At 73.4% G+C, this 23,554-nt stretch carries 17 protein-coding genes; 7 read left to right on the top strand and 10 right to left on the bottom strand.

The window, feature by feature from the left end; all coding sequences use genetic code 11:
* Positions 1-74 precede the first annotated feature (74 nt).
* The 5 genes from AB8O64_RS05405 to AB8O64_RS05425 all read right to left on the bottom strand — a co-directional run bounded on the left by AB8O64_RS05405 (position 75) and on the right by AB8O64_RS05425 (position 12,438).
* Positions 75-2,858, bottom strand: a complete 2,784-nt coding sequence (locus tag AB8O64_RS05405; protein WP_370418122.1) for an AAA family ATPase — start codon at positions 2,856-2,858, stop codon at positions 75-77.
* Entirely contained in the window at positions 2,855-5,764 is a 2,910-nt protein-coding gene (locus AB8O64_RS05410; protein WP_370418123.1) for an AAA family ATPase, read from the bottom strand. The genes AB8O64_RS05405 and AB8O64_RS05410 overlap by 4 nt, the downstream gene beginning before the upstream one ends.
* A gap of 13 nt (positions 5,765-5,777) precedes the next feature.
* Positions 5,778-8,648 carry an AAA family ATPase gene (locus tag AB8O64_RS05415; RefSeq protein WP_370418124.1) on the bottom strand — a complete coding sequence of 957 codons (2,871 nt, stop codon included), beginning with the start codon at positions 8,646-8,648 and terminating at the stop codon, positions 5,778-5,780.
* 550 nt (positions 8,649-9,198) lie between these two features.
* The gene (locus AB8O64_RS05420) at positions 9,199-10,833 is read right to left on the bottom strand and encodes a TROVE domain-containing protein (RefSeq protein ID WP_370418125.1); all 1,635 of its coding nucleotides are present in this window, start codon (positions 10,831-10,833) and stop codon (positions 9,199-9,201) included.
* Between the two features lie 378 nt (positions 10,834-11,211).
* On the bottom strand, positions 11,212-12,438 hold the full coding sequence (locus tag AB8O64_RS05425; RefSeq protein ID WP_370418126.1) for an acyl-CoA dehydrogenase family protein: 1,227 nt from the start codon (positions 12,436-12,438) through the stop codon (positions 11,212-11,214).
* A 151-nt stretch (positions 12,439-12,589) separates the two neighbouring features.
* Here AB8O64_RS05425 and AB8O64_RS05430 point away from each other — a divergent pair, with 151 nt between their 5' ends.
* Entirely contained in the window at positions 12,590-13,234 is a 645-nt protein-coding gene (locus AB8O64_RS05430; protein ID WP_370418127.1) for a TetR family transcriptional regulator, read from the top strand.
* A 19-nt stretch (positions 13,235-13,253) separates the two neighbouring features.
* Here the strand turns inward: AB8O64_RS05430 and def are convergent, their stop codons facing one another.
* Positions 13,254-13,892 (bottom strand): peptide deformylase, encoded by a 639-nt coding sequence (def, locus tag AB8O64_RS05435; RefSeq protein ID WP_370418128.1) that lies wholly within the window; start codon positions 13,890-13,892, stop codon positions 13,254-13,256.
* 164 nt (positions 13,893-14,056) lie between these two features.
* On the opposite strand from def, the gene AB8O64_RS05440 reads away from it, so the two are divergent.
* The 5 genes from AB8O64_RS05440 to AB8O64_RS05460 all read left to right on the top strand — a co-directional run bounded on the left by AB8O64_RS05440 (position 14,057) and on the right by AB8O64_RS05460 (position 18,599).
* Positions 14,057-15,295 carry a MurT ligase domain-containing protein gene (locus tag AB8O64_RS05440; RefSeq protein WP_130876545.1) on the top strand — a complete coding sequence of 413 codons (1,239 nt, stop codon included), beginning with the start codon at positions 14,057-14,059 and terminating at the stop codon, positions 15,293-15,295.
* A gap of 27 nt (positions 15,296-15,322) precedes the next feature.
* Positions 15,323-16,051, top strand: a complete 729-nt coding sequence (locus AB8O64_RS05445) for a type 1 glutamine amidotransferase (RefSeq protein ID WP_130876546.1) — start codon at positions 15,323-15,325, stop codon at positions 16,049-16,051.
* A gap of 153 nt (positions 16,052-16,204) precedes the next feature.
* Positions 16,205-17,230: a 6-phosphofructokinase gene (locus tag AB8O64_RS05450; protein ID WP_356457670.1), complete on the top strand. Its 1,026-nt coding sequence runs from the start codon at positions 16,205-16,207 to the stop codon at positions 17,228-17,230.
* A gap of 136 nt (positions 17,231-17,366) precedes the next feature.
* Positions 17,367-18,317: a cytochrome c oxidase assembly protein gene (locus AB8O64_RS05455; protein ID WP_356457672.1), complete on the top strand. Its 951-nt coding sequence runs from the start codon at positions 17,367-17,369 to the stop codon at positions 18,315-18,317.
* A 123-nt stretch (positions 18,318-18,440) separates the two neighbouring features.
* Entirely contained in the window at positions 18,441-18,599 is a 159-nt protein-coding gene (locus AB8O64_RS05460; protein WP_356457674.1) for a hypothetical protein, read from the top strand.
* An 18-nt stretch (positions 18,600-18,617) separates the two neighbouring features.
* Here AB8O64_RS05460 and AB8O64_RS05465 read toward each other — a convergent pair whose 3' ends face one another.
* On the bottom strand, positions 18,618-19,001 hold the full coding sequence (locus tag AB8O64_RS05465) for an SSI family serine proteinase inhibitor (RefSeq protein WP_370418129.1): 384 nt from the start codon (positions 18,999-19,001) through the stop codon (positions 18,618-18,620).
* A 291-nt stretch (positions 19,002-19,292) separates the two neighbouring features.
* On the opposite strand from AB8O64_RS05465, the gene AB8O64_RS05470 reads away from it, so the two are divergent.
* Positions 19,293-20,129 carry a TIGR02452 family protein gene (locus tag AB8O64_RS05470; RefSeq protein ID WP_370418130.1) on the top strand — a complete coding sequence of 279 codons (837 nt, stop codon included), beginning with the start codon at positions 19,293-19,295 and terminating at the stop codon, positions 20,127-20,129.
* Positions 20,130-20,214: 85 nt separating this feature from the next.
* Here AB8O64_RS05470 and AB8O64_RS05475 read toward each other — a convergent pair whose 3' ends face one another.
* From AB8O64_RS05475 to ureG, 3 genes are all read right to left on the bottom strand, one after another.
* Positions 20,215-21,816, bottom strand: a complete 1,602-nt coding sequence (locus AB8O64_RS05475; protein ID WP_370418131.1) for an alpha/beta hydrolase — start codon at positions 21,814-21,816, stop codon at positions 20,215-20,217.
* 169 nt (positions 21,817-21,985) lie between these two features.
* Positions 21,986-22,795 carry an urease accessory protein UreD gene (locus AB8O64_RS05480; RefSeq protein ID WP_370418132.1) on the bottom strand — a complete coding sequence of 270 codons (810 nt, stop codon included), beginning with the start codon at positions 22,793-22,795 and terminating at the stop codon, positions 21,986-21,988.
* The gene (gene ureG / locus AB8O64_RS05485) at positions 22,792-23,487 is read right to left on the bottom strand and encodes an urease accessory protein UreG (protein ID WP_370418133.1); all 696 of its coding nucleotides are present in this window, start codon (positions 23,485-23,487) and stop codon (positions 22,792-22,794) included. Before ureG ends, AB8O64_RS05480 begins: the two co-directional genes overlap by 4 nt.
* Positions 23,488-23,554: the final 67 nt, after the last annotated feature.

Genomic DNA, 23,554 nt, shown 5'->3' on the forward strand with positions numbered 1-23,554 from the left:
TCGGTTCGGTTCCGGACTCTTTGGTTCGGGTGAGTTCGGTACGGTTCGGCGCGGTCGTTCCCCGGGGGGGGTGGTCAGGGTCGCCCGGGGGCCGGCGGCTCGGCCGCGGTGCCGGACAACAGATGGGCCAGGTCGGCGAGTTGGGCCCGGCCTGTCACATTGAGCTTGCGGTAGGCGTGTGTGAGGTGCTTCTCCACCGCCCGTGAACTCACCTCGAGCCGCTCGGCGATGTCCTTGTTCGCCTCCCCGGCCGCGGCGAGGGCCGCGACGCGGCGTTCGGCCTTCGTCAGATGTGCGACGGCCGCCGAGCTCCTGCTGCGGGAGAGGTTCCCCAGCTCACGCGCGGCCCGCTCGGCGAGCCAGGTGGCACCACAGCCGTCGGCCTCCTCCTGCGCCCGGCGCAGATGGGTCTCGGCCTCGGCCTGCCCGTCGGCGCCCAGCCGCCGGCCGAGCAGGAGGGCGGTCCTGGCCCGCTCCAGGGCGTTGATGCCGCCTTCCAGGGTCTCGGCGGACTCCCGCAGCAGCGCGATGCCGCGCTCCCCCTCGGCGATGGCTCCCCGGACCCGCTGGGCGCGGCCGATCGCCACCCGGGTGCCCCAGGCGAGGGCGCGTGCGTACTCCTCCTCGATGAGGTCGTGGGCCTGCGCCGTGTTGCCCATCCGGTGGTGCAGCCCGGCCGCCCAGGCGCGCCAGGGGAAGACGGCGGGGTTGCGCCAGTCGGCGCGCTCGGCCGAGCGCCCCCAGTCCAGGAAGTACTCCAGGGCACTCGGCGCGTCACCGCGCATCGCCGCGGTGACGCCGCGCACGAGCTGCAGGGAGGACGGTCGGTAGCCGTGGTCGGCGCCCTCACGGCGGTAGGACAGCAGACGCCGGGTCAGCTCCGGGTCGCGGCTCTCGATGGCGGTCACGACGACGGCGGTCATCGACTGGAGGGTGGCCCACTCGGCGCCGCCCAGGGCGAGCACCTCGTAGGCACGCGCCCGTGCCTCTTCGAGGCGGCCCTGGGCGAGGGCGACGTGCGTGAGCTCGATACCGATCACCGTCTGGGGGACGGTGGCGTTCTCCCGGCGGGCCTGCTCCCGGGCGGTCTCCAGCCAGGGGCCGATCGTCTCGAAGGAGTCCGCCGCGATGAGGCTGTGGGTCAGCAGCGGCAGGGCGGTGTAGGCGTGGTTGGGCGAGGCGGGTTCGTACTGGAGGATCCGGTTGGCCAGCCGGGCCACGTCGGCCGCCCGCATGCCCTGGGCCATGGTGGCGCCGTGCAGGAGCACGGTGACCAGCTCCCGCTCGGCCGCGGTCCGCAGGGACGGGTTCGGTCCCATGGCGCGCAAGCGGTCGGCGCAGCCGGGCAGTTGGCCCGGGCCGCTCACCGCCACGTGCCGCAGCCGGGCTTCGAGCCGCAGCGCCAGATCGCGCTCGGCGCCGCCGAGGCGTTCGGGATCCCCCAGGTCCTCGGCCGTGCGGGCGACGAGTTCGACGGACGGCGGCGGGCAGGAGCCGAGCATCGAGGGCGGGATGCGGGTGGCCGCCATGGCCCGCTGCGCGGCCGACGGGAGCAGCAGCAGGGCCTGCGAGATGTGCCGCATCGCGGCCAGTGGGTCGAATGCCCGCTCGATGGTGGCCAGGTCGACGAGGAGTGTGGCCCGGTCCCCTCCGGTGGGTGAGCTGCCCAGCAGGGCCCGCCGCAGATAGCGGGCGGCGTCCTCGGGCGCACCGCGGCGCAGGGCCGCGTTGGCCGCGGCCCGCAGCACCTCGACCGCCCAGCCGTCCTGGCAGGAGGTGGCGGCGAGGAGCTGCGCCGCGGCCTGCTCGGCGGGGTGGCCGCCGTTGTGCAGGAGCAGGGCGGCGTAGATGTGGATGTCCTCCTGCTCGGCGGGGGTCATCATCTCCTCGACGGCGTCGCGCACGGCCGGGTGGGCGAAGCGGGGTACGGGGCCCTCGGCCAGCAGCCCGAGGCGGGCCAGGCCCCGGACGGCCGCGTCGCGGCCGGTCTCGTCGAGGCCGGCGAGCCTGCCGACGAGCACGGGGTCGGCCGGGTCGTCGAGGACCGCCATCGCCTTGGCCATGTCCCGCACGGGTCCGGGCTGGGAGCGCAGGGCGACGACGAGCCGCTCGCGCAGCGCCGGCAGCCGCAGTCCGTGCACGGCTGCGGCCCGCGCGGCGACGGGCTCGTCCGTCTCGGCGAGGCCCGCCAGGGTCGCGGTGAGGAAGAGGGGGTTGCCGCCGGTGGCCTTGTGGCAGGTGGTGACGAAGGCGGGGTCGCCGGGGCGGCCGAAGCGGGCGGCCACCAGCTCGGCCGTGCCGCGCGCGGACAGCGGGCCGGGGCGCAGCGTGTGCGCCGCGCGGTCGGTGACCTCGTGGACGCGCGGCTCCTCGGCCCGGGTGTCGCCGTCGCGGAGGGTGACGACCACGGTGACGGGCAGCCGCGGCAGTCTTTTGGCCAGCTGGGCGAGCCAGCGCAGCGAGGGCGGGTCGGCCCACTGGAGGTCGTCCACCAGCATCAGCAGCGGTCCGCGCGCGCTGTGGTGGTCCACCAGCGCGAGGAGTTCGCGGTGCGGTTCGGCGTCGACGGCCGCCCCGGTCGCGTCGGCGGGCGGCTCGACGCAGGTCTCGGGGAGCAGGGGTTCCAGGAGTTGGGAGACCACGCCGAACCCGAAGTCCGCCTCGAGCAGGGCTCCGCTCGCGCGCAGGACGGTGGTGCCGCGCGCCTTTGCGAGGGCGGGCAGGGCGCGGAGCAGGGCGCTCTTGCCGACACCGAGGCCACCGGTGACGACGACCAGCGAGCCGCTGCCCTCTACGGCCGCCGCCATCGCCGCCGTGATCAGGTCCAGTTCGCGCCGGCGGTCGAGCAGGGGTGTCATGGTGTCTCCCTCGGTGCGCGCCCGAGGGCGGCGGCCAGCTCCGCACGCCCTGAGATGCCCAACTTGCGGTAAGCCTTGGTCAAGTGCAGTTCGACGGTGCGCAGGGTCACCGAGAGTTCGGCCGCGATGGCGCGGTTGGCCAGGCCGCCCGCGGCCAGGGCGGCGACACGCAGTTCGGCGCCCGTCAGTCCGAGGGACGCCGGGGGCGGTGCGCCGCCGGGGGTACGGGGCGCGCCGGCCGGTGCCCGCCGGGGGCGGGTCGGTGCGGTCCGTCCGCCCTGTGCGGTCTGCTCGGTCTGCCCCGCCTGGTCGCTCTGTTCGCTCCGCCCGGTCCGTTCGGGCGCCGGTGTGTCGTCGAAGAGCAGGGCGTCGATGGTGTCCGAGCCGTTCAGCGGCGTCGTCCCCAGGGCGAGGAGCGCCTGCCGGTACTGCCAGGTGGCGGGGGTCCGGGCCGGGTGGGCGGCGGGTTCGGGCCACGGCCGGCCGGGCCGGCGCCCGGGGCGGGCCGGGTCCCCGGCCCGTGCGCCCACGGTGTGCAGGGCCGTGGTCACCGCGCTCGGCGCGCCCCACGCCAGGGCGAGCCTGCGCTCCTCGGCGAGCAGGGCGATGGCCTGGGCGTCGTCGGTGCGCGGGCCGCGGGCCTGCGCGGCACCCGAACGCCAGGGCAGCAGGGCGGGGTTGGTCACCTGGCGGGCGAGCAGCAGCCGGCCGCATTCCAGGAAGTCCGCGAGCGCCTTGCCGCGCTGCCCGAGGGCCAGCCGCAGCCTGCCCCGGGCGTACAGCAGATGGGCCCAGGCGAGGCCGCCCTCGGCGCCGCCGGGGCGGGCCAGCGCGACGGACCGCTCGGCCCCTTCGAGGTCCCCGCGCTCCAGTTGGACCAGGGCGCGAAAGGCCGCGGGGCCGGGAGCCATGAGGGGGTGCCAGCAGTGCTGCGGGACGGTCTCCCGGGCCCGGTCGAGGGCGGTCACGGCACGGTCGGGGCGGCCCTGGCGCAGTTCCGCCGTGGCGTCGACGAGCAGGGCGAGGCCGGTCACCGCGCGGGCGTCCGACTCCTCGGCACGCACCAGGACGGCGTCCAGGGCGGTGCGTGCCTCGGCGAAGTCGTCGGCGAGGACAAGCGCGTGACAGGCCGCCAGCTGGGTGGTCAGCGGGGTGGTGTCCCGCGCCGACGGGGCGAGAGCGGCACGGGCCAGTGCGCGGGTGCGGTTGATGTCCTGGCCGGCGAGGGCGCCGCGCCAGGCGACGACGCCCGCCTCGGCGGGATCGGTGGGCGAGGTGGACAACGACGGCATGCGCGGCTGGTCCAGCTCGTGCGTCGCACCCTGCTGGCTGTGCTCGGCGAGCCAGTACAGCGCCCGCAGCGCCGCGCGGTCCGTCGGGCGGGTCTCGCTGCGGGCGGCCGCCTGGGCGATCAGCGGCTGCGCCGCGACGACGTCGCCGCGGGCCACGAGCAGTTCGGCGGCGCGGACCCACGAGGGTCCGACGCTGCCGTCGGCCGGGGCGACGAGCAGTGCCTGGCGCAGATGGCGGTCGGCGGCCTCGGGCGAGGTGGGCAGCACCACCGTGCTCAGCTCGATGAGGATGCGCACCCGCAGCGGTGGGCGGACGGGTTCGCGCAGGGCGCGTCGCAGCAGCCGCACCGCTTCCTCGGGGGGTCCGGCGGCGCGCCGCCGGGCGGCTTCCCGGCGCAGGACCTCCACCGCCCAGGGGTGGCCGATGACACGCGCGCCGAGCAGCATCCGGGCCAGTCCGCTGTCGGGAACGGCCGTGCGGTGGGCCCATTCGGCCACGCGCGCGTACAGCTCCTCGCGGCGCTCCGCACCGAGTCCGGCCAGTGCCGCCTCGGCCGCCTTGGGTTCGCCGAAGGCCGGACGGTCCCCGGCCGTCAGCAGGCCGGTGCCGGAGAGCAGTTCCAGGGCGCGGGCCGCGCCGAGGGTCCGCAGCTCCGCCAGAGCGGTGATCATCTCCGGGGTGCAGTGCCGGCCGGCCACCGCGATGACGCGCAGGACGCCGAGGAGCTCCTCGGGCAGGACGCTGAACGTACGGGCCGCCCGGTCCCCGATCGCCTCGGCGGCGGCCTCGGTCAGCTGCGGCAGCCGGTCGGCCGTCGGTGGCCGGCCGTGGCCCGCGAAGCGGCCGATCACCGCGCGCAGGACGGCGGGGTTGCCCTCCACGGCCCGGGACGCCGCTCGGACGAAGGCCGGGTCGGCGGGCTCGGTGAAACCGCGGCCGAGCATCTCGCCCACCCCCGCCGTCGACAGGGGGGCGAGGTGGAGGGTATGACCGGTGACGGCGGGAGCGTCGGCCAGCGGGCACAGCTCGATGCGGTCGTACGGACCACCGGGCAGCGCGTCGCTGCGCGCGGTGAGCAGCATCAGGGGGGCGGAGTCGAGCCTGCGGGCCAGTGCCTGGAGCCAGCGGCGCGAGTACGGGTCCACCCACTGGACGTCGTCGACGACGAGCAGCAGGGGACGGGCACGGGCCGCGGTGAGGAACACCCGGCACAGCTCCACGGTGCGGTCCGTCGGCTCGTCACCCGGCGGGGGCGGTGCGGCGCCCGTACCGGTGGCCGGGGGGAGGGCGGCGAGGAGTTGGGCGACCACACCGTAGCGGAGCCCGGACTCCTCCCACGACGCCTGGGCCGTGGCCACCTCGACCCCGGTCCGGATCGCGAGCTCCGCGGCCCGGCTCAGCAGGGCGCTGCGGCCGCTGCCCGGGACGCCGCGGACCTCGACCGCCGCGGACCGCCCGGAGCGCAGACCGCTGAGCAGCCGGGCGAGGAGCTCCTGCTCCCGCTCCCGCTCGACGAGTTCGCCCTCGGCGAGCCGCGCCGGCGCACCGGCGGAGCCGGGCGCGGGCGGCCGGCGTTCCGGCTTCTCGTCCCGCGAGTACGACACCTGTCTCACCACCGCCGACCTCCTACCGGCCCGGCCGCCGCGGCTGCCGCCCGGGCGGCGTGCCGTACGCGGCGAGTTGGGCGGGCAGGTCGGCGCGGCCGCGCACGTCGAGCTTCCGGTAGACGTTGGTCAGGTGCATCTCCACCGTGCGGGGGGTGACGAACAGTGCCTCGGCGATCTCCCTGTTGCTGACGCCGCCCTTGGCCAGCACGGCGATCTTGCGTTCGCTGTCGGTGAGGGAGTCGACGGGGCTGGACGCGAGCTGCGGCATCCGGCCGCCCGCGGTGACGAGCAGCTTGCGCGCCCGCTCGCTGAGCATGGGATAGCCGCAGCGGGTGGCGAGTTCGATCGCCTGCCGCAGATGGCGGCGCGCGCCCCGGGCGTCGTCGTGGTGCAGCAGTTCGCAGCCGAGTTGGTAGGCGGCCTTGGCGTGCTCCAGCCGGGCCGGGGAGCCGGCGAGGACGTCCACGGCCTCGGCGAGCAGGTCCAGCCGGGCGCGGCCCTCGGCGACGATGCCCGCGCCGAGCAGGCCGAGCCCCTGTGCGCGGGGGGTGTCCCAGCGCCGGACCCAGGGTGCGGTCCGGGCGACGAGGTCGGCGGCTTCGCCGGTGCGGCCCAGGCCGACGAGCGTGTGGGTGGCGGGCAGCCACCAGGGGGCGAGGACGGGGTTGGTCACCCCGGCCTCCTCCAGGCTTCGTCCGCAGCGCAGCCATGCCTCCAGTGCGCCGTCGAGGTCACCGCGCTCCCGTCGGGCGCGGCCCTTGGCGTAGAGGTAGTGGTGCCACTCCCAGATGTGCCGCTCCAGCCCGGGCCGGGCGGCGCGGTCGAGCGCGGCCTCGGCCCGCTCGGTGCGGCCCTGGGAGAGCAGCACGGTGCCGAGCGCGATGTACGCGAGGGGGGCGCCGGGGGCCCGTTCGCCCTGTTCGGCGAATTCGACGGCGGTCCGGGCGTCCTCGGCGGCGGCGGCCACGTCGCCCGCGCCGTGCCGGACGAGGGACCGTCCGGCGAGGGCGCCGAGGTGCAACCACGGTTCGTGGCGTGCGCGGCTGCCGGTCAGTGAGCGGTCCAGCCCCGCCAGTGCCTCGTCGACCTCGTCGGCGAGGGCGAGGACCAGGGAGGATCCGAGCACCCACCAGCCGCCGGGTGCGGACTCCTGGACCCGCAGTGAGCGCCGGGCCAGCGCCGCCGCCTCGTGGGCGGGCCGGCCGTCGAGCGCGGCGAAGCCGCTGAGGGCGGAGAGCAGTTGCCGCTCGGCCGGGCTGTCCCCCGCCGGTGCGGCGGGGGACGCGCCGGTCCGCTCACGGACCGCGGCCATCGCGCCCTTCTCGTTCACGGCGGTGACCAGCAGGGCGGAGGTGACGGAGGTGAGCAGCTCCCGGTCGGCGGGGGTGGGGTCCTCTCCCAGTTCGGCGGTCAGCGCGTCGAGGGTGCGGCCCAGCACCCGGATCGCCTCGGGGGCGCTGCGGCTGCCGAGGGCCGTCATCCCGTACTCCACGGCGATGGGCGCGCGGTCCCGGGCGGTTCTCGCGTCGCCGAGGGCCTGGCGCAGATGCCACAGCGCCATGGCGGGTGCCACCTGGGCCGAGGCCCGGGCCAGTTCGATCCGTACGTCCTTGCGCTGGTCCTCGGTGAGTTCGGCGGCCAGGGCCCGCTGGAGGTACCGCACCGAGGCCCGGGAGGTGGTGGTGCGCGCGGGTGCCTCGGCGGCGGCGTCGCGGAGCACGGCGAGCATCCACGGCTCGGTCAGCTCCTTGAGCAGGACCAGTTGGTCGGCGACCTCCCAGGCGGGTCGTCCGGCGTCGTTGAGCACCCGGGCCGCGCGGGCGCGCAGCCATTCCAGCTTGGGGGCCGCGAGGCCGTCGAGCACCGCCGAGCGCACCGCGTCGCACATGGCGCCGGTCGTGCCGGGCGCGATGACATCGTTGCGCCGCAGGGCGTCGAGGGCGGAGGTCATGCGTTTGAGGGGCACCCCGGAGAGGGCGCTGAGGGGTTCGGCGTCGTCGCGCCCGAGGACGGCCAGCGCCCGGGCCACCTGCCGCACGTGGTGGGGCTGGCCGGCCAGATAGGCCGGGACCCCGGCGGCGACGACGCGCTGGCCCACCATTTCGAGTTGGTGCAGCCCGCCGGTGTCGGGGCGGACCCCGGCCTCGCGCAGCCCGGCGAGCAGCCGGTGGAGGAGTTGGGGGTTGCCCCCGGAGAGTTCGGCGCAGCGTCGAACGAAGCGCTCGTCGGGCGGTCCGGCCAGGGCGCGGGTGACCAGGCGGGCGGTCTCGTCATCGCCCAGCGGGCCGAGTTCCAGCAGGTCGCAGCGGTCCTGGGCGAGGATCTCGCCGAGCATCGGCGCCCCGGGCCCGCCGCATTCGGTGCGTTGGGCGAACAGGACCAGCAGCGGCCGGCCGGCCGACCGGCGGAGCACGAAGTCCACGCATTTGAGGGAGGCCTCGTCGCACCACTGCGCGTCGTCCAGGACGAGCGCGAGGGGGCCGGCGGCCAGCAGGGCCACGGCGTGTCCGTAGAGCCGTCGCTGGGCGGCGTAGGCGAGGCAGGCGGCGGAGGTGGCGGCGGGGGCCGTGGCCCGGGCGCGGGGCGCGGGGCGGGCGGGGGCCGGGGTGGGTGCCGCCCCGAGGAGTTCGTGCGCGGCCTGGTACGGCCGGGGCCGTACGGCGCTCTCGCGGCCGGTGAAGGAGCGGACGGCCATGCCGTCGGAGCGCAGTTGTTCGGTGAGGGAGGACAGCAGGCTGGTCCGGCCGATTCCGGCGGGTCCGCGGACGAGAACCGCCCGCGCGGCGCCGTCGCGTGCCTTAGCGGCGTGCCGTGCCAAGTCGTTCAGCTCGGTGGATCGGCCGACCAGGAGCCGGGTGGCGCCGTGACCTATACCGCTGCTGACCGCCACGCGTTCTCTCTTTCGTGAAGCCACACTCGACCTCTGGTGATCCGATGTGACGGAAGAACAGCTCCGATGAACCGACTTGCACGATCAAGATCGGAATCGACGGTAACAGGACGGGTCATGGTCACCCACCACATTTCAGCCAGAATGGCGACTATGCATGGCCAACGCTGGACGGTCTGTTCCCGGCCGCCTACAGGGTGTGCCCGCGCGTCCGCCTGGCATCGAACAGCCGCACGACGCGGGGGTGATTGAACCGAAAATGCACGTCGCCCCCGGACATGTCATCCGGCCTCCACCCGACTCCTGTAGCCTGCCGCGTTCCGCCCCGGCGGCTCCCGCCCACCTCGGACCGGTCTTGATGGAATCTTGACGTCCGAAGGTACTCACGCCGCTGCCCGCGCCGCGCGCCTGACCGGCCATCATGTGCCCCTTCGGCGGTGTCGAAGGCGCGCGGGTCCGCGCGCGCCTCCAGCGAGAGCACCGCGAGGGCCATGGTTCTTCCCACGGAGCCGGCCGGGGAGCGGATTTCGGACGCGATGCGGAGCGCTCGTCAGCCCCGCGCCGCGTCCTCCCACGGCCAGCGGGCGTGCCGCCCGGCCTCCAGCAGCGGGATCATCCGGAAGGCGGCGTCGGTGAGGCCGCCGAGCGCGTGCCGGTTGCCGCTGCCCGACGGCATGGCGCCGGGGCGGTAGCCCGCCATGTTCCACATGTAGACCGGCACGTCACCGGGGATCAGATCGTCGATCCGCGTCTCGGGCAGCCCGCCGTGGTTCGCGCAGTTCGACGGCAGCCAGCCGGGGCGGGTCTGTTCGTCCGTCACCACGACCACCCGGTCGTGCCGGTCGTAGTGCTTCTTCACGGCCGTCGGGATGTCCGTGCCGTCGATTCGGCCGAACTCCCCGACGAGCCGGAGCATGCTGCCGCCCTTCGGCACCCGCACCTCCGCGCTGCGCATCCCGAACTCGACCAGCGTGGGGTTCTCGGCCCGCAGCGCCAGCCCGGCACCGAAGACGGCGGCCTGCTCGGCGAGCGTGATGTCGGACCGGTTCGGCGTGGAGTACCAGGCGCCGGGGAACATCGACGGCGACCGGTCGACGAGGATCAGCGTCCGGCCGGACAGCGCGGGCAGGTTGGCGAGCGAGGCGTCGAGGGCCCGCTCCAGGCCGTGTGCCCAGCGCAGCGACTCCGTGTGCTTGTACGCCGCCCAGAACCGGAAGGGCAGCATCCGGGACGTGGCGATCTGCTCGGGGTCGCGCAGGCGCGCCACGATCCGCTCCGCGACCTCGTCACCGACCCCGGCCTCGTCGAAGTTGCGGAGGTTGCGGACGAGGGCCATGAGCCCCATGGAGGGGATGACGGACTCCCACGCGGCGGCGTCCATCGGCCCCTGCAGCCAGCCCGCGAGGGCCTCCCACGTCATGCCCGCGCCGTCGAGCGGATTGCCCTCCCCCGCGTCCAGGAGCAGCTTCCGCCGGCTCTCCACCGGCACGGCCATCAGCTCGGCGCGCTTGCGCAGCGTCGTCAGCGACGCGGGGATCGCCTGGTCACGGCCCTTGCGGCGGTCGAGGGCGTGCCGGAACAGCTCGCCCTGCCAGGGCTTGTCGGCGGCGGGCGCGGGGTGCACGAGGTTGAGGACGTCGCCGAAGCGGTAGCCCTTGGAGTCCGTGTCGTACTTCAGCAGCGCGCGCTCGGTGTACAGGCGCCGGACGGCGTCGGCGATGCCGCGCTTGACGGGCTTGGGCAGATTCCGCCCGTACCGGCTCGTCCAGTAGCCGAGCAACTCGCCCGGCTCGTCCGCCCGCTGGAGCACCGCGTCGACCGCTTGCCGCGAATACCCCGGGGCCTGCCGGCGGATCCGCTCGGCGGTGAACTCGGCGGCGCCGACGAGGGCTGCGGTGCGCATATTGCCGGGGCCCCGCAGCCAGCGCAGGAAGTCCACGGTCCACCCGGGGTCCGCCATGGCCAGCTCGCGGACGAGCCGGGCGTAGCGGTCGTCCCGCTCGTCGGCCTTCTCGTAGAAGGTGTCGGTGCCGACGAGATTGCCGACGGCGAGGAGGAAGAGCTCGCTCTTCGCCGTGCGCGCGTACCCCGCGGCTCCTTCGTAGGTGCGCGTGGAGGGGCTCTGTTCGCTGACGACCGGCGAGGTCGCGGCGGGCCGGGTGGTGCGGGTGTTGAAGCGTGCCATGAAAAATCCCCCCACGGCAGAGAGGAGGCCCCAGGCAGCGGGGCCCGGCGGTATCCCGCCGGGCCCCGCTGTCGTGCCTCCCGAGATCAAGGACGGGGCCGGCGCTTTCACCACAAGAAGGAACCGGACCCTGCGCACCGGGAGGTGCGTATCGAGTCGAGGTGTCCAGAGATCAAGGTCGGCGATCGTGACAAAGCGCTCTGGGCCGCTGAGCTACCGGTGTCCGAACACACCGACCGGGATTCGAACCCGGGTCTCTCTCTAGGAAGGAGAAGTAACGATCACCTGTCGCACCTGGACGGATACCACTGTAACGGCGGACGCCGAGGGCGCAACGGCATTTGTTCCCGGGCCCGTTACGGGCGGTATCGGGTCGGCTCAGCGGATCGGCACGCCGGAGACGGCGCGGGCGATCACCAATCGCTGGATCTCACTCGTTCCCTCAAAAATGGTGTAAATGGCTGCATCGCGGTGCATCCGCTCCACCGGGTACTCCCGCGTATAGCCGTTCCCGCCCAGGATCTGCATGGCCTGGGCCGTGACCGTCTTCGCCGCCTCCCCCGCGAAGAGCTTCGACATCGAGCCCTCCGCCGAGGTGAAGGGCTTGCCCGTGGCGGCCATCCAGGAGGCGCGCCAGACCAGCAGCCGGGCCGCGTCGATCCGGGTGCGCATGTCGGCGAGCTGGAAGGCGACGCCCTGGTTGTCGATGATCGGGCGGCCGAACTGGACGCGGGTGCGGGCGTAGTCGAGGGCGACCTCGTACGCGGCGCGGGCGATGCCCACGGCCTGGGCGCCGACCGCCGGGCGGGAGGCCTCGAAGGTGGCCATCGCGGCGTTCCGGCCGCGCTCGCCGCCCTGCGCGGCGCGTTCGCGGGCCCGGGCCAGGCGCTCGTCGAGCTTCTCCTTCCCACCCAGCAGACAGTGGCCGGGGACCCGGACACCGTCGAGGACGACCTCGGCGGTGTGGGACGCGCGGATGCCGTGCTTCTTGAATTTCTGCCCCTGGGACAGCCCCGGGGTGTTCGGCGGGACGATGAAGGAGGCGTGGCCGCGGGAGCCGAGCGCGGGGTCGACCACCGCGACGACGACGTGGACGTCGGCGATGCCGCCATTGGTCGCCCAGGTCTTGGTGCCGGTCAGCACCCATTCGTCCGTGGCCTCGGCATAGACGGCCCGGGTGCGCATGGCGGCGACGTCCGAGCCCGCGTCGGGCTCGGAGGAGCAGAAGGCCGCGAGCTTCACATCGTTCGCGTCTCCGTACATCTGGGGCACCCAGGTGCCGATCTGCTCGTCCGTGCCGTTGGTGAAGACACCGATCGCGGCGAGACCCGTACCGGCGATCGCGAGGCCGAGACCCGCGTCACCCCAGAAGAGCTCCTCCAGGGTCATGGGGATGCCGAGCCCCGTGGGGTCGAGAAACTGCTGCGCGTAAAAATCCAGCGAATACAGACCGATCTTCGCCGCTTCCCGGATGACGGGCCAGGGGGTCTCCTCGCGCTCGTCCCACTCGGCGGCGGCCGGGCGCATCACATCGGCCGCGAAGCCGTGGATCCAGTCACGGACGCCCACTTGATCCTCGTTCAGCTCCATGGTGAACTCCGCCATGACCCCTCCAACGCGATCGTTACTCCCGGTAACGCGAGTCTGTTACCCGCCAGTAGGTGTGTCAACTCCCTCGCCCCTCGGATCCGCTGCGTGGTGCGGGTGTTACGTTGCGCAGGCGTTACAGAAGCACGGGGGCGGGGAGGCACGTCATATGGAAACCACTCAGCGGGACGATCAGCAGCGGGCGGCGGAGCAGCGGCGCAGGGAATTGCTGGAGGCTGCGGACCGGGTGGTGCTGCGGGACGGTCCGGGGGCGTCGATGAACGCCATCGCGGCCGAGGCGGGGATCACCAAGCCGATCCTCTACCGCCACTTCGGGGACAAGGGAGGGCTCTACCGGGCCCTGGCCGTACGGCACACGGACGGGCTGCTGGACGGGCTGCGCTCGGCGCTGGACGCGCCGGTGGCCCGCCGCGAGCGGGTCGAGTCGACGCTCGACGCCTATCTCGCGGCAATAGAGGCCCGCCCCCAGGTGTACCGGTTCCTGATGCACCCGGCCGAGGAGGGACAGTCCTCGGAGCAGGGCTTCGACGTGGGGCGGCACTCCGCTCCCCTGCTGCGGCGGATGGGCGAGGAGCTGGCCCGGGTGATCGCCGAGCGGGTCGACCTCGGGCCGGGCGGCGAGGACCTCGCGCGCGCCTGGGGCCACGGGATCGTCGGCATGATGCACGCGGCCGGCGACTGGTGGCTGCGCGAGCAGCCGTTCCCGCGCGCCCAGCTGGTGCGGCACCTGACGGATCTGCTGTGGGGCCGGCTGGCCGTGGCGGGCGACCGCTCGGACGGTCCCGGCTTCTGACCGCCGGGGGCCGGGGAGCCTACGCCTCGGTGCGTACGGATCCGGGGCGGCCGGGGCGGACGGAGTCGGTACCGACGGACGGGTTCGCCGTCGCGTTCCAGGCCGATTCCGCCGCGCCCGGCTCCCACCACGGCGCACGCCGCGCGGCCCGCAGGGCGCGGCGGCGGCGCAGCCCGGTCACGTGGTCGATGTAGAGCCCGCCGTCGAGGTGGTCGCACTCGTGCTGCAGACAGCGGGCGAAGAAGCCGGTGCCGCTGACGCGGGTGGGCGAGCCGTCGGCGGTGAAGCCCTCCACGACGGCGTGGTCGAAGCGCGGGGTGCCGGTTTCGAGGCCGGGCAGCGAGAGACAGCCCTCGGGACCGGGGTAGACGTCGCCGTCGGCCGTGACCAGCCGCGGATTGACGAGGTGGCCGAGGTGGCGGCGGTCCTCGTCGTCGGGGCAGTCGTAGACGAAGACGCGCAAGGGGACGCCGATCTGGTTCGCGGCGAGGCCCACGCCCCGGGCCGCGTACATCGTCGCGTACATGTCCTCGATGAGTTTCGCGAGCTCCGCGCCGAAGTCCGTGACCTCCTCGCAGGGGGTGCGCAGGCCTTGATCGCCAAGCAGCCGCAGGGGTCGTACGTGTCCGGAGCTGCCGGGGATGAGACCTTTTCGCATCCCCCCAGCCTACGTTCCGCGGACGGCGGGTTCGGGCCCGCGGCGGGATCTCGATAGGCTGCACCCCGACCGAAGCCTCCCGGCTGGCGATTCGGCGCGGAGGGGGCGTTCCACCGGCGGACCAGGGACAGGCGCGGCGCCGGATGCAAGGAGGATCTAGGACGATGGCAGGCAACACGGGGCCGCTGTCGCCGCGGGCCAAGCTGGCCGTGACGGCGGGCAAGGCTGCTGCGGCGGTGTCGCGAGCCGCGGGCCGCGGCAGCGGATCAGTGATCGGTGGAAAGGTCGCGCTCAAGCTCGACCCCGATCTGCTGGCGCGGCTGGCGACCCACCTGGACGTGGTCCTGGTGTCGGCGACGAACGGCAAGACGACCACGACCCGACTGATCGCCGAGGCACTGCGGGCCAGCGGCCCGGTGGTGTCCAACGCGCTGGGCGCGAACATGCCCGCGGGCATCACCTCCGCCCTGGCCGGTGGCTCGGACGCGCGCTACGGCGTGATCGAGGTGGACGAGAAGTACCTGGCGGGAGTCGCCCGGGATGTCTCGCCCAAGGCCATAGCGCTGCTGAACCTCTCGCGTGACCAGCTCGACCGCGCCGCGGAGACGCGGATGCTCGCCGAGAAGTGGCGCGAGGGCCTGGCGGGCACGAAGGCCGTGGTGATCGCCAACGCCGACGACCCGCTGATCGTATGGGCCGCTTCCTCCTCGCCGAACGTGGTGTGGGTGGCGGCCGGTCAGGAGTGGAAGGACGACGCCTGGTCGTGCCCGTCGTGCGGTGGCGTCATGCAGCGCCCGGGCGACGACTGGTTCTGCGGCGAGTGCGGCTTCCGTCGCCCGACCCCGAGCTGGGCGCTGTCGGGCGACTACGTCCTCGACCCGCACGGCAGCGCGTGGCCCATCCACCTTCAGCTGCCGGGCCGGGCCAACAAGGCGAACGCCACCACGTCGGCGGCCGTCGCGGCCACCTTCGGGGTGCCGCCGCAGGTGGCCCTGGAGCGGATGTACCAGGTGCAGGCGGTCGCGGGCCGGTTCGACGTGGTCACCTACATGAACCGCGAGATCCGGCTGCTGCTGGCGAAGAACCCGGCCGGCTGGCTGGAGACGTTCTCGCTGATCGACGGCCCGCCCGCACCGGTGATCCTGTCGGTGAACGCACGGGGTGCCGACGGCACGGACACCTCCTGGCTGTGGGACGTGGACTACCCGCGGCTCGCGGGGCACCCGATCTTCGTGATCGGTGACCGCAAGCTGGACCTCGCGGTGCGACTGGAGGTCGCGGGCCTGGACTTCCGGGTCTGCGAGAGCGTCGACGAGGCGGTGGCGGCGGCGCCGCCCGGCCGGATCGAGCTGATCGCCAACTACACCGCGTTCCAGGACGTCCGCCGCCGCGTCGGCAACTGACCCCACTCAGGACTGAGGATTGTGAGCATGAGCCAGAACAGTCTGCGTTTGGTGTGGGTCTACCCCGACCTGCTCAGCACCTACGGCGACCAGGGCAACGCCCTGGTCCTGGAGCGGCGCGCGCTGCAGCGCCGCCTCGATGTCCAGCGCGTGGACGTACGGTCCGACCAGCCCATCCCCACCTCCGGGGACATCTATCTGATCGGTGGCGGTGAGGACCGGCCGCAGCGGCTGGCGGCCGAGCGGCTGCGCCGCGACGGCGGTCTGAACCGGGCTGTCGCCAACGGCGCGATCGTCTTCTCGGTCTGCGCCGGCTACCAGATCCTGGGCCACGAGTTCATCAACGACCTCGGCCAGCGCGAGCAGGGCCTGGGTCTGCTGGACGTCGTCAGCACCCGCGGTGAGGGCGACCGGTGCGTCGGCGACGTGCTGGCCGACATCGACGCGCCGCTCGGTCTGCCGCCCCTGACCGGTTTCGAGAACCACCAGGGCGTCACCCACCTCGGCCCGACCGCCCGCCCCTTCGCCCGGGTGCGGTTCGGCCAGGGCAACGGCACGGGTGACGGCACCGAGGGCGCGTACAACGAGACGGTCTTCGGTACGTACATGCACGGCCCGGTCATGGCCCGCAACCCGCACATCGCGGACCTGCTGATCAAGCTGGCCCTGGACGTCAACGCCCTGCCGCCGGTCGACGACCGGTGGTACGACGCGCTGCGCGCCGAGCGGATCGCGGCGGCCAGCCAGCCCGCGTAACGGCACGACCGTCGTGCGGGCCCCGCGAGGGCCCGCACGGCGACCGCATGATGGATGGTCGCGGCCCCCGTCACCCCTCGCTAGTAGGGTGACGGGGATCCAGCCGGACGACGGGGTCCGGCCTCAAGGCCCCTGTTGCGAAGGTTCCCTGTCATGCGCATTGGTGTACTCACCTCCGGCGGCGACTGCCCCGGACTCAACGCCGTCATCAGGTCCGTCGTGCACCGAGCCGTCGTCGACCACGGCGACGAGGTCATCGGCTTCCACGACGGCTGGCGGGGTCTGCTGGAAGCGGACTACCGCAAGCTCGACCTGGACGCGGTGGGCGGCATCCTGGCCCTCGGCGGCACGATCCTCGGCTCCTCCCGGGTCCAGCCCGCCCAGTTGCGCGACGGCGTCGAGCGGGCCAAGGGGCATGTGGCCGAGCTCGGTCTGGACGCCGTCATCCCGATCGGCGGCGAGGGCACGCTGAAGGCGGCCCGGCTGCTCTCGGACGCCGGACTGCCCATCGTGGGCGTCCCCAAGACCATCGACAACGACATCGCGTCGACCGATGTGACCTTCGGCTTCGACACGGCCGTGGGCGTGGCCACGGAGGCCCTGGACCGGCTCAAGACCACCGCCGAGTCACACCAGCGGGTGCTGATCGTCGAGGTGATGGGACGGCACACCGGCTGGATCGCCCTGCACTCGGGCATGGCCGCGGGCGCGCACGCCATCGTCGTGCCGGAGCGCCCCTTCGACATCGACGAGCTGACGAAGGTGGTCGGGCAGCGCTTCGACGCGGGCAAGCGGTTCGCGATCGTGGTGGTCGCGGAGGGCGCCAAGCCCCGCGAGGGCACGATGGCCTTCGATGTCGGCGCCACGGACGTCTACGGCCACGAGCGGTTCGCCGGTGTGGCCCGGCAGCTGGCCGTCGAGCTGGAGGAGCGCCTGGGCAAGGAGGCCCGGCCGGTGATCCTCGGCCATGTGCAGCGCGGCGGTACGCCCACGGCCTACGACCGGGTGCTGGCGACGCGCTTCGGCTGGCACGCGGTGGAGGCCGCGCACCGGGGAGCGTTCGGGATGATGACCGCCCTGCGCGGGACGGACATCACGCTGGTGCCGCTGGCGGCGGCCGTCGAGCATTTGAAGACCGTGCCGCAGGAGCGGTACTCCGAGGTCGAGTGCGTGCTGTGAGCTGACCCTCACGCCTTTCCCGGCGGTTCCCCGGCAGTTCACGGGGCCTGCGCGCGGAGCCGCCCCCGGCCGGAGTCGCGGCCGGGGGCGGCTCTACTCTGGTCCCGGCGCATTGGTGCGAAATGGGAGAGAGCGGATGGATCACAGCGGGCACGGCATGATGATGGATCTGCCGCCGTTCACCCTGGGACGGGGTCTGGAGTTCAGCGGCGATCCGTTCTTCATGATCAGCTGCTTGCTGGGGCTGGGCCTGTACGGCTGGGCCGTGGTGCGACTGCGGCGGCGGGGTGACGCGTGGCCGGTCGGCCGTACGGTCGCCTTCGTGCTCGGTGTGCTGACGGTCGCGCTGGTGATGTGCACCAAGCTCAACGAGTACGGCATGGTCATGTTCAGCGTGCACATGGTCCAGCACATGGTCATCAGCATGCTCTCGCCGATCCTGATCCTGCTCGGTGCCCCGGTGACGCTGACCCTGCGGGCACTGCCGGCGGCGGGGCGCGGGCGCAAGGGGCCGCGCGAGTGGCTGGTCGCGCTGCTGCACAGCCGCTACATGCGGATCATCACGCACCCGGCGTTCACGATCCCGCTGTTCATCGCGAGCCTGTACGCCTTGTACTTCACCCCGCTCTTCGACTTCCTGATGGGGAGCAAGACGGGGCACATCGCGATGATGGTGCACTTCCTCGCCGTGGGTCTGGTGTTCTTCTGGCCGATCATGGGCGTCGACCCGGGTCCGCACCGGCCGGGATACGTGATGCGGATGCTGGAGCTGTTCGCCGGCATGCCCTTCCACGCCTTCTTCGGCATCGCGCTGATGATGGCCTCGGAGCCGATGATCGGCACGTACACGAACCCGCCGGCCTCGCTGGGCATCGATCCGCTGTCGGACCAGCAGGCGGGCGGCGGCATCGCCTGGGCGTTCAGCGAGATCCCCTCGGTCGTGGTGCTGATCGCGTTGGTGTACCAGTGGTACCGCTCCGACCAGCGCCAGGCGCGGCGCACGGACCGGACGGCGGACCGGGACGGTGACAAGGAGCTGGCGGCCTACAACGCCTATCTGGCCTCGCTCCGCACACGGGAGCAGTGAGCCGCCGGCGACAGCGGTATGGCGGTACGGACCGCGGCCGGGAGACGATGGTCTCCTGGCCGCGGTCCGCGCGTTCACGCCTGTCGGTTTCGACGTCGGGGCCGCCGTGAGGAGGTGCGGGGCATGCCCGGATCGACGAAGACGATGGCGGGAATGACGGTGGGCGGTCTGGTCGTGGTGACCGCCTATTCGGTGACCCTCGGCAGCAATGGCTGGCTGTGGTTCACCTGGGTGGTGCTGATGCTGGTGACGCTGGGGGCACTGGCGGCGCGGGGGTCGTGAGAGGGGGCGCCCCGGGCCCTAGAACCGGAAGACGTCTCCGGTCGCGGACTCGAGGGCGCAGGCGTTGGGGAAGGTCTTGCGCCAGTTGACGACACGGCCGTGCCAGGTGCCGTCGGCGCCGGCGGTGACCGGGTCGTACTCGCGCGTGCACAGGTGGCGGTCGCCGGTCAGGGCGCCGGGGTCGCCGTGGGCCCGCTTCAGGCTCGCGCAGGCCTCGCGCGCGTGGGGGTGGTGGCCCGGGCCCGGGCAGGACAGCCGGACGCCGCGGATCCAGGTGTCCCGGGAACCGGAGACGGTCAGGAAGAGCCGCCCCTGACCCGGCTCGTCGGCGTCCGCCGGGGCCAGGGGGAGGACGGTCAGCGCGGCGGCCGTCGCCACGACCACGGCGGTACGTACGGACATCGGTGCCTCCTGCGGGCGCGGGCGCGGGGGTGCCCCCGTCCAGGCCACCCGCCCGGCTCCGTGAGGGCAAGCGGCCGCACCGGCCGGTAGGCCGGGTGGCGGCGCGCGATCACCCGGTCGGCGGCCGTGTCACGGCCCACCGGCAGCGCCGTCTCCCGGAGCCGCTCCGCGCGAAGGCAGCGGAGGGACTGTGCGAATCCCGCGAAAAAGGCATGGCCGAATATCGACCCGCCCCGTACGCTCGGCGCTCCGTAATGATCATCGCAAGGGAACCATGACAAGGAATCGCATATGAGCGCCCGGCTGCGCGGCATCGCCAAGGAGACCGAGGAGATCGTCGCGACCGGTGGCTACACCAGCCCCGCCGGCCGGACCGTCGGCCTCACGGAGGCGATCGGCCGGGCGGTACGGGGGACCCGGCTGTACGGGCCGGAGCCGGTGGCTGTGCCGGAGCCGGGCGCCGGGGCGGCGGGGGCGGCGACGGTGTTCGAGGTGACCGCCGAGGGCAGCCTGGACGCCGCGCGGCGGATGGCGGCCGACGGCACGGTCGCGGTGCTCAACTTCGCCTCCGCCCGCAATCCCGGGGGCGGCTACCTCAATGGCGCGCAAGCTCAGGAGGAGGCGCTGTGCCGCGGCTCGGCGCTCTATACGTGCCTGCGGGAGGTACCGGAGTTCTACGCCGCGCACCGGGCCGACCCCAGCCCCTTCTACAGCCACCGCGTCATCCACTCCCCCGGCGTGCCGGTGTTCCGCGACGACCGGGGCACCCTGCTGGAGACGTCCTTCACCGCGGGGTTCCTCACCTCCCCCGCCCCCAACGCGGGGGTGATCGCCCGCCGGGAGCCGGAGCTCACCGCGCGCGTCCCGGCGACCCTGGCCACCCGGGCCGGGCGGGTGCTGGAGGTGGCGGCGGCGCACGGCTACCGCCGGCTGGTGCTCGGCGCCTGGGGCTGCGGGGTCTTCCGGAACGACCCGGCCCACGTCGCGGCCGCCTTCCACGGCCATCTGACCGGGGAGGGCCGCTTCGCGGGACGCTTCGAGCACGTCGTCTTCGGCGTTCTGGACCGCACCCCCGACTCCCCGACCAGGGCGGCCTTCGCGAGGGTCTTCGCTTTGCGGGGGCACTGACGCCTCCGGAGGAACGAACCGGGCCCCGGACTCCCCTCGTCCTGAGGGGAGCCCGGGGCCCGGTCTCATGTGGTCGTCGCCCGCCTTACTTGGCGGCGGCGGCCTTCGGCGGCTCGGGGGTGGCGTGCGGGGCGCACGTCACGTCCTTGGCGTCGAGCTTGCCGTCGATCAGGTAGGCGTCCACCCGGTCGTTGATGCACGGGTTGACCAGGCCGACGACACCGTGCGAACCGGCGCCCTTCTCGGTGATCAGACGCGAACCCTTGAAGCGCTTGTGCAGCTCGACCGCGCCCACGTACGGCGTGGCGGCGTCATGGGTGCTCTGGACGATGAGCGTCTGCGGCAGGCCCTTGTGCGTGGCGACCTCGAGCGGGGTGCCCTGCTTGGACTTCCACGTGGCACACGGCAGGTTCATCCAGGCGTTCGCCCAGGTCATGAACGGCGCCTGCTGGTGGATCCGGGTGTTGTCCCGGTCCCACTTCTTCCAGCTGGTGGGCCACTTGGCGTCGGCGCACTCGACCGCGGTGTAGACGGCGTTGCCGTTCTCCTTGGCCGCGTTGCCGACGGTGTCGGACAGGTCCGGGCCCGCCGCCTCGACCAATGCCTTCTCGTCACCGGCGAGGTACTTGCTCCAGGTCTCGGCGACCGGGACCCACGCGGAGTCGTAGTACGCCGCGTCCTGGAAGAAGCTGATCAGCTCGGCCGGGCCGACGACCCCGCCGATGGGCTTCTTCTTGGCGGAGGCGCGCAGCTTCTCCCACTGCTTGAGGACCTTGGCCTGGGTGTTGCCGAGGTGGAAGGTGCCGTCGTGCTTGGCGACCCACTTCGTCCAGTCCTTGAAGCGGCCCTCGAAGGCGACGTCCTGCTCGAGGTTGGCCTCGTACCAGATGTTGTCCTGCGCGGGGTTGACGACGCTGTCGACGACCATGCGGCGGACGTGGCCCGGGAAGAGCGTGCCGTAGACGGCGCCGAGGTAGGTGCCGTAGGAGACGCCCAGGAAGTTGAGCTTCTTCTCACCGAGGGCGGCGCGGACGACGTCCACGTCACGGGCGGTGTTCATCGTGGTGAGGTGCGGGAGCAGCTTGCCGCTGCGCTCGTGGCAGCCGTCGGCGTACTCCTTGGCCTTCTTGCGCTGGGCGCGCTTGTCGGCCTCGCTGTCGGGCACCGGGTCGGCCTTGGGGGCCGACACGAACTTCTGCGGGTCAGTGCAGGAGATCGGGGCGGAGTGGCCCACGCCGCGCGGGTCGAAGCCGACGAAGTCGTACGCCTTCGACGTCTTGGTCCACAGCGGGTTCTTGGTCGTGACCCGCCGCGGGAACTTCATGCCGGAGCCGCCGGGGCCGCCGGGGTTGTACAGGAGGGCGCCCTGGCGCTCGCCCGCCTTGCCGGTCGAACGGACCCGGTCCACCGCGATCTCGATGGTGCGGCCGTTCGGCTTGGTGTAGTCGACGGGGACGGTGACGAAGCCGCACTGGATCGGCTTCTCCAGGCCCCAGGCGGCAGGACAGTCCTGCCACTTGATGCCCTTCTTCGCCGCCTTGGCGGCGGCGATCTGCACGCCCTTCGCCTCGGCCGCGCCGCCCGGTACCCGCTCGCCGGCGTCGGCCGCCGGTGCGGCCAGGAGCCCGGCGACGAGTGCGGCCGTCACCGCGGTGCCGGCCGCACCGAATATTGCTGTAGGTCTCACGTGGTTTTCCCCCTGCTGATGCGCCGCGTACGCGCGACGATGATCACGGAGCTGCAGGGGGATCCTTTCGCCTCCATTGCCACAAAGGACAGGTCGCACGGACGTTCTTTACTAATCTGTAAGGATGACGAAACCCGGGGTGGCACCTGTGGCGCCGACGGCCCCTGGTTCACCAAAACGCCCTTACCCCGCCATCTCCGTCGAAGACGGCCGTAACTCCCGCGTCCAGCAGCCTTCGTAGCCGCAGCGCGTCCGGGGCCACCGCGCTCACGACGACGGCGGGGCCGGCGAGCGGGGTGAGCGCGGCGGTCGTACCGAGGAGGCGGGGCCGCACCGGGTGTTCCTCGAAGGCCGGGTCCACGACGAGGAGTTGTCCGACGGCCCGGTGTCCGCCCAGCACGGCGCCTCCGTCCCAGCCGGGCACCCCGGGCCCGTAATTCAGCTCCTGGTCGAACAGCGGGCGGCCGGCGCGGCGCACGGTCAGCCGGGCGGCCAGCCGTCCGGGGTCCTCGCCCACGCGGCCGAGCACCTGCTCCTCGCGGAGCACCAGCCGGGCCGTCGGGGCGAGTTCGACGCGGGTGGTCGTCCGCAGGTCGCTGCCCCGGGCGGAGATCAGCTGTTCGGGGAGCCAGCGCAGCGTGGCGCCGTCACCGACGTGGATCCGGGTGTCGTACGCGGCGGGCGCGCCGGTGCGCCCGGGCAGGGCGATGGTGGCGGCGGTGGTCGAGAACCGCAGGGCGGCGCCGTCCGCCACCTCCACAGTGAGGCCGAGCAGATCGCCTCCGAGGGGCGCGCTCATGGCCCCCACGAGGCGCACATGGGCCTCACGCCCCTGCGGCCGCAGCCTGCGCAGCGCGAACGGTCCCGCGCCGTCGAGCACGGGCAGCCCCGTGCCGCCCCGGCCGTCCGGGGCCGCGACGAGGTGCGCCGCGGCCCGCAGCCCGGCGTCCGCCGCGGGGCCTGCGGCGGTGGACGTCACGGCGAGACCGCGGCCCAGCCGGCCAGCCGCTCGCGCACCCAGTCGGCCACCGGCCCTACGCCGCCCTCGGCGACGAGGGAGGTGAAGACGACGGGCAGGTCACCGCGTTGGGCCTTGGCGTCGCGGGCCATGCCCTCCAGATCGGAGCCGACGTAGGGCGCGAGATCGGTCTTGTTGACGACGAGGAGATCGGCGGTGGTCACGCCGGGGCCGCCCTTGCGGGGGATGTCGTCGCCGCCGGCCACGTCGATGACGAAGATCTGCGCGTCGACGAGCCCCTTGGAGAAGGTGGCGGTGAGGTTGTCGCCGCCGGACTCCACGAGGACGAGGTCGAGCGGCCCGAGAGCGTCCTCCAGGTCCTCGACGGCTTCGAGGTTGGCGGATATGTCGTCACGGATCGCGGTGTGCGGGCAGGCCCCGGTCTCGACGGCGGTGATCCGCTCGGGCGGCAACACGGCGTGCCGCAGCAGGAATTCGGCGTCCTCGCGGGTGTAGATGTCGTTGGTGACGACGGCGATGGACAGCTCGTCGCGCAGCAGCCGGCACAGCGCGGCCACGGTCGCGGTCTTCCCGGACCCGACGGGACCGCCGAGACCGATCCGCAGGGCACGGCGGGTGCCGTCGGGCCGGTGGGGGTCCGCCGCGCTGTAGGTGTGGCGGTGGGGGTAGGCGTCGGGGTGGTCGAGATGCATGGTTCCTCCGGAGGTTTCGGTGGTTGGACCAGCGGAAATCAAGCCCGTCCGGCGATTGAGGACCGGG

Origin of the sequence: Streptomyces sp. QH1-20, from assembly GCF_041283565.1 — a bacterium.
Lineage (GTDB): Bacteria > Actinomycetota > Actinomycetes > Streptomycetales > Streptomycetaceae > Streptomyces > Streptomyces syringius.

Bases quoted from the DNA above. Each gene is read 5' to 3' on its own strand.
- AB8O64_RS05405 (WP_370418122.1), bottom strand. From the start codon at position 2,858: ATGACACCCCTGCTCGACCGCCGGCGCGAACTGGACCTGATCACGGCG.
- AB8O64_RS05420 (WP_370418125.1), bottom strand. From the start codon at position 10,833: ATGGCACGCTTCAACACCCGCACCACCCGGCCCGCCGCGACCTCGCCG.
- AB8O64_RS05425 (WP_370418126.1), bottom strand. From the start codon at position 12,438: ATGGCGGAGTTCACCATGGAGCTGAACGAGGATCAAGTGGGCGTCCGT.
- AB8O64_RS05430 (WP_370418127.1), top strand. From the start codon at position 12,590: ATGGAAACCACTCAGCGGGACGATCAGCAGCGGGCGGCGGAGCAGCGG.
- def (WP_370418128.1), bottom strand. From the start codon at position 13,892: ATGCGAAAAGGTCTCATCCCCGGCAGCTCCGGACACGTACGACCCCTG.
- AB8O64_RS05440 (WP_130876545.1), top strand. From the start codon at position 14,057: ATGGCAGGCAACACGGGGCCGCTGTCGCCGCGGGCCAAGCTGGCCGTG.
- AB8O64_RS05445 (WP_130876546.1), top strand. From the start codon at position 15,323: ATGAGCCAGAACAGTCTGCGTTTGGTGTGGGTCTACCCCGACCTGCTC.
- AB8O64_RS05450 (WP_356457670.1), top strand. From the start codon at position 16,205: ATGCGCATTGGTGTACTCACCTCCGGCGGCGACTGCCCCGGACTCAAC.
- AB8O64_RS05455 (WP_356457672.1), top strand. From the start codon at position 17,367: ATGGATCACAGCGGGCACGGCATGATGATGGATCTGCCGCCGTTCACC.
- AB8O64_RS05460 (WP_356457674.1), top strand. From the start codon at position 18,441: ATGCCCGGATCGACGAAGACGATGGCGGGAATGACGGTGGGCGGTCTG.
- AB8O64_RS05465 (WP_370418129.1), bottom strand. From the start codon at position 19,001: ATGTCCGTACGTACCGCCGTGGTCGTGGCGACGGCCGCCGCGCTGACC.
- AB8O64_RS05470 (WP_370418130.1), top strand. From the start codon at position 19,293: ATGAGCGCCCGGCTGCGCGGCATCGCCAAGGAGACCGAGGAGATCGTC.
- ureG (WP_370418133.1), bottom strand. From the start codon at position 23,487: ATGCATCTCGACCACCCCGACGCCTACCCCCACCGCCACACCTACAGC.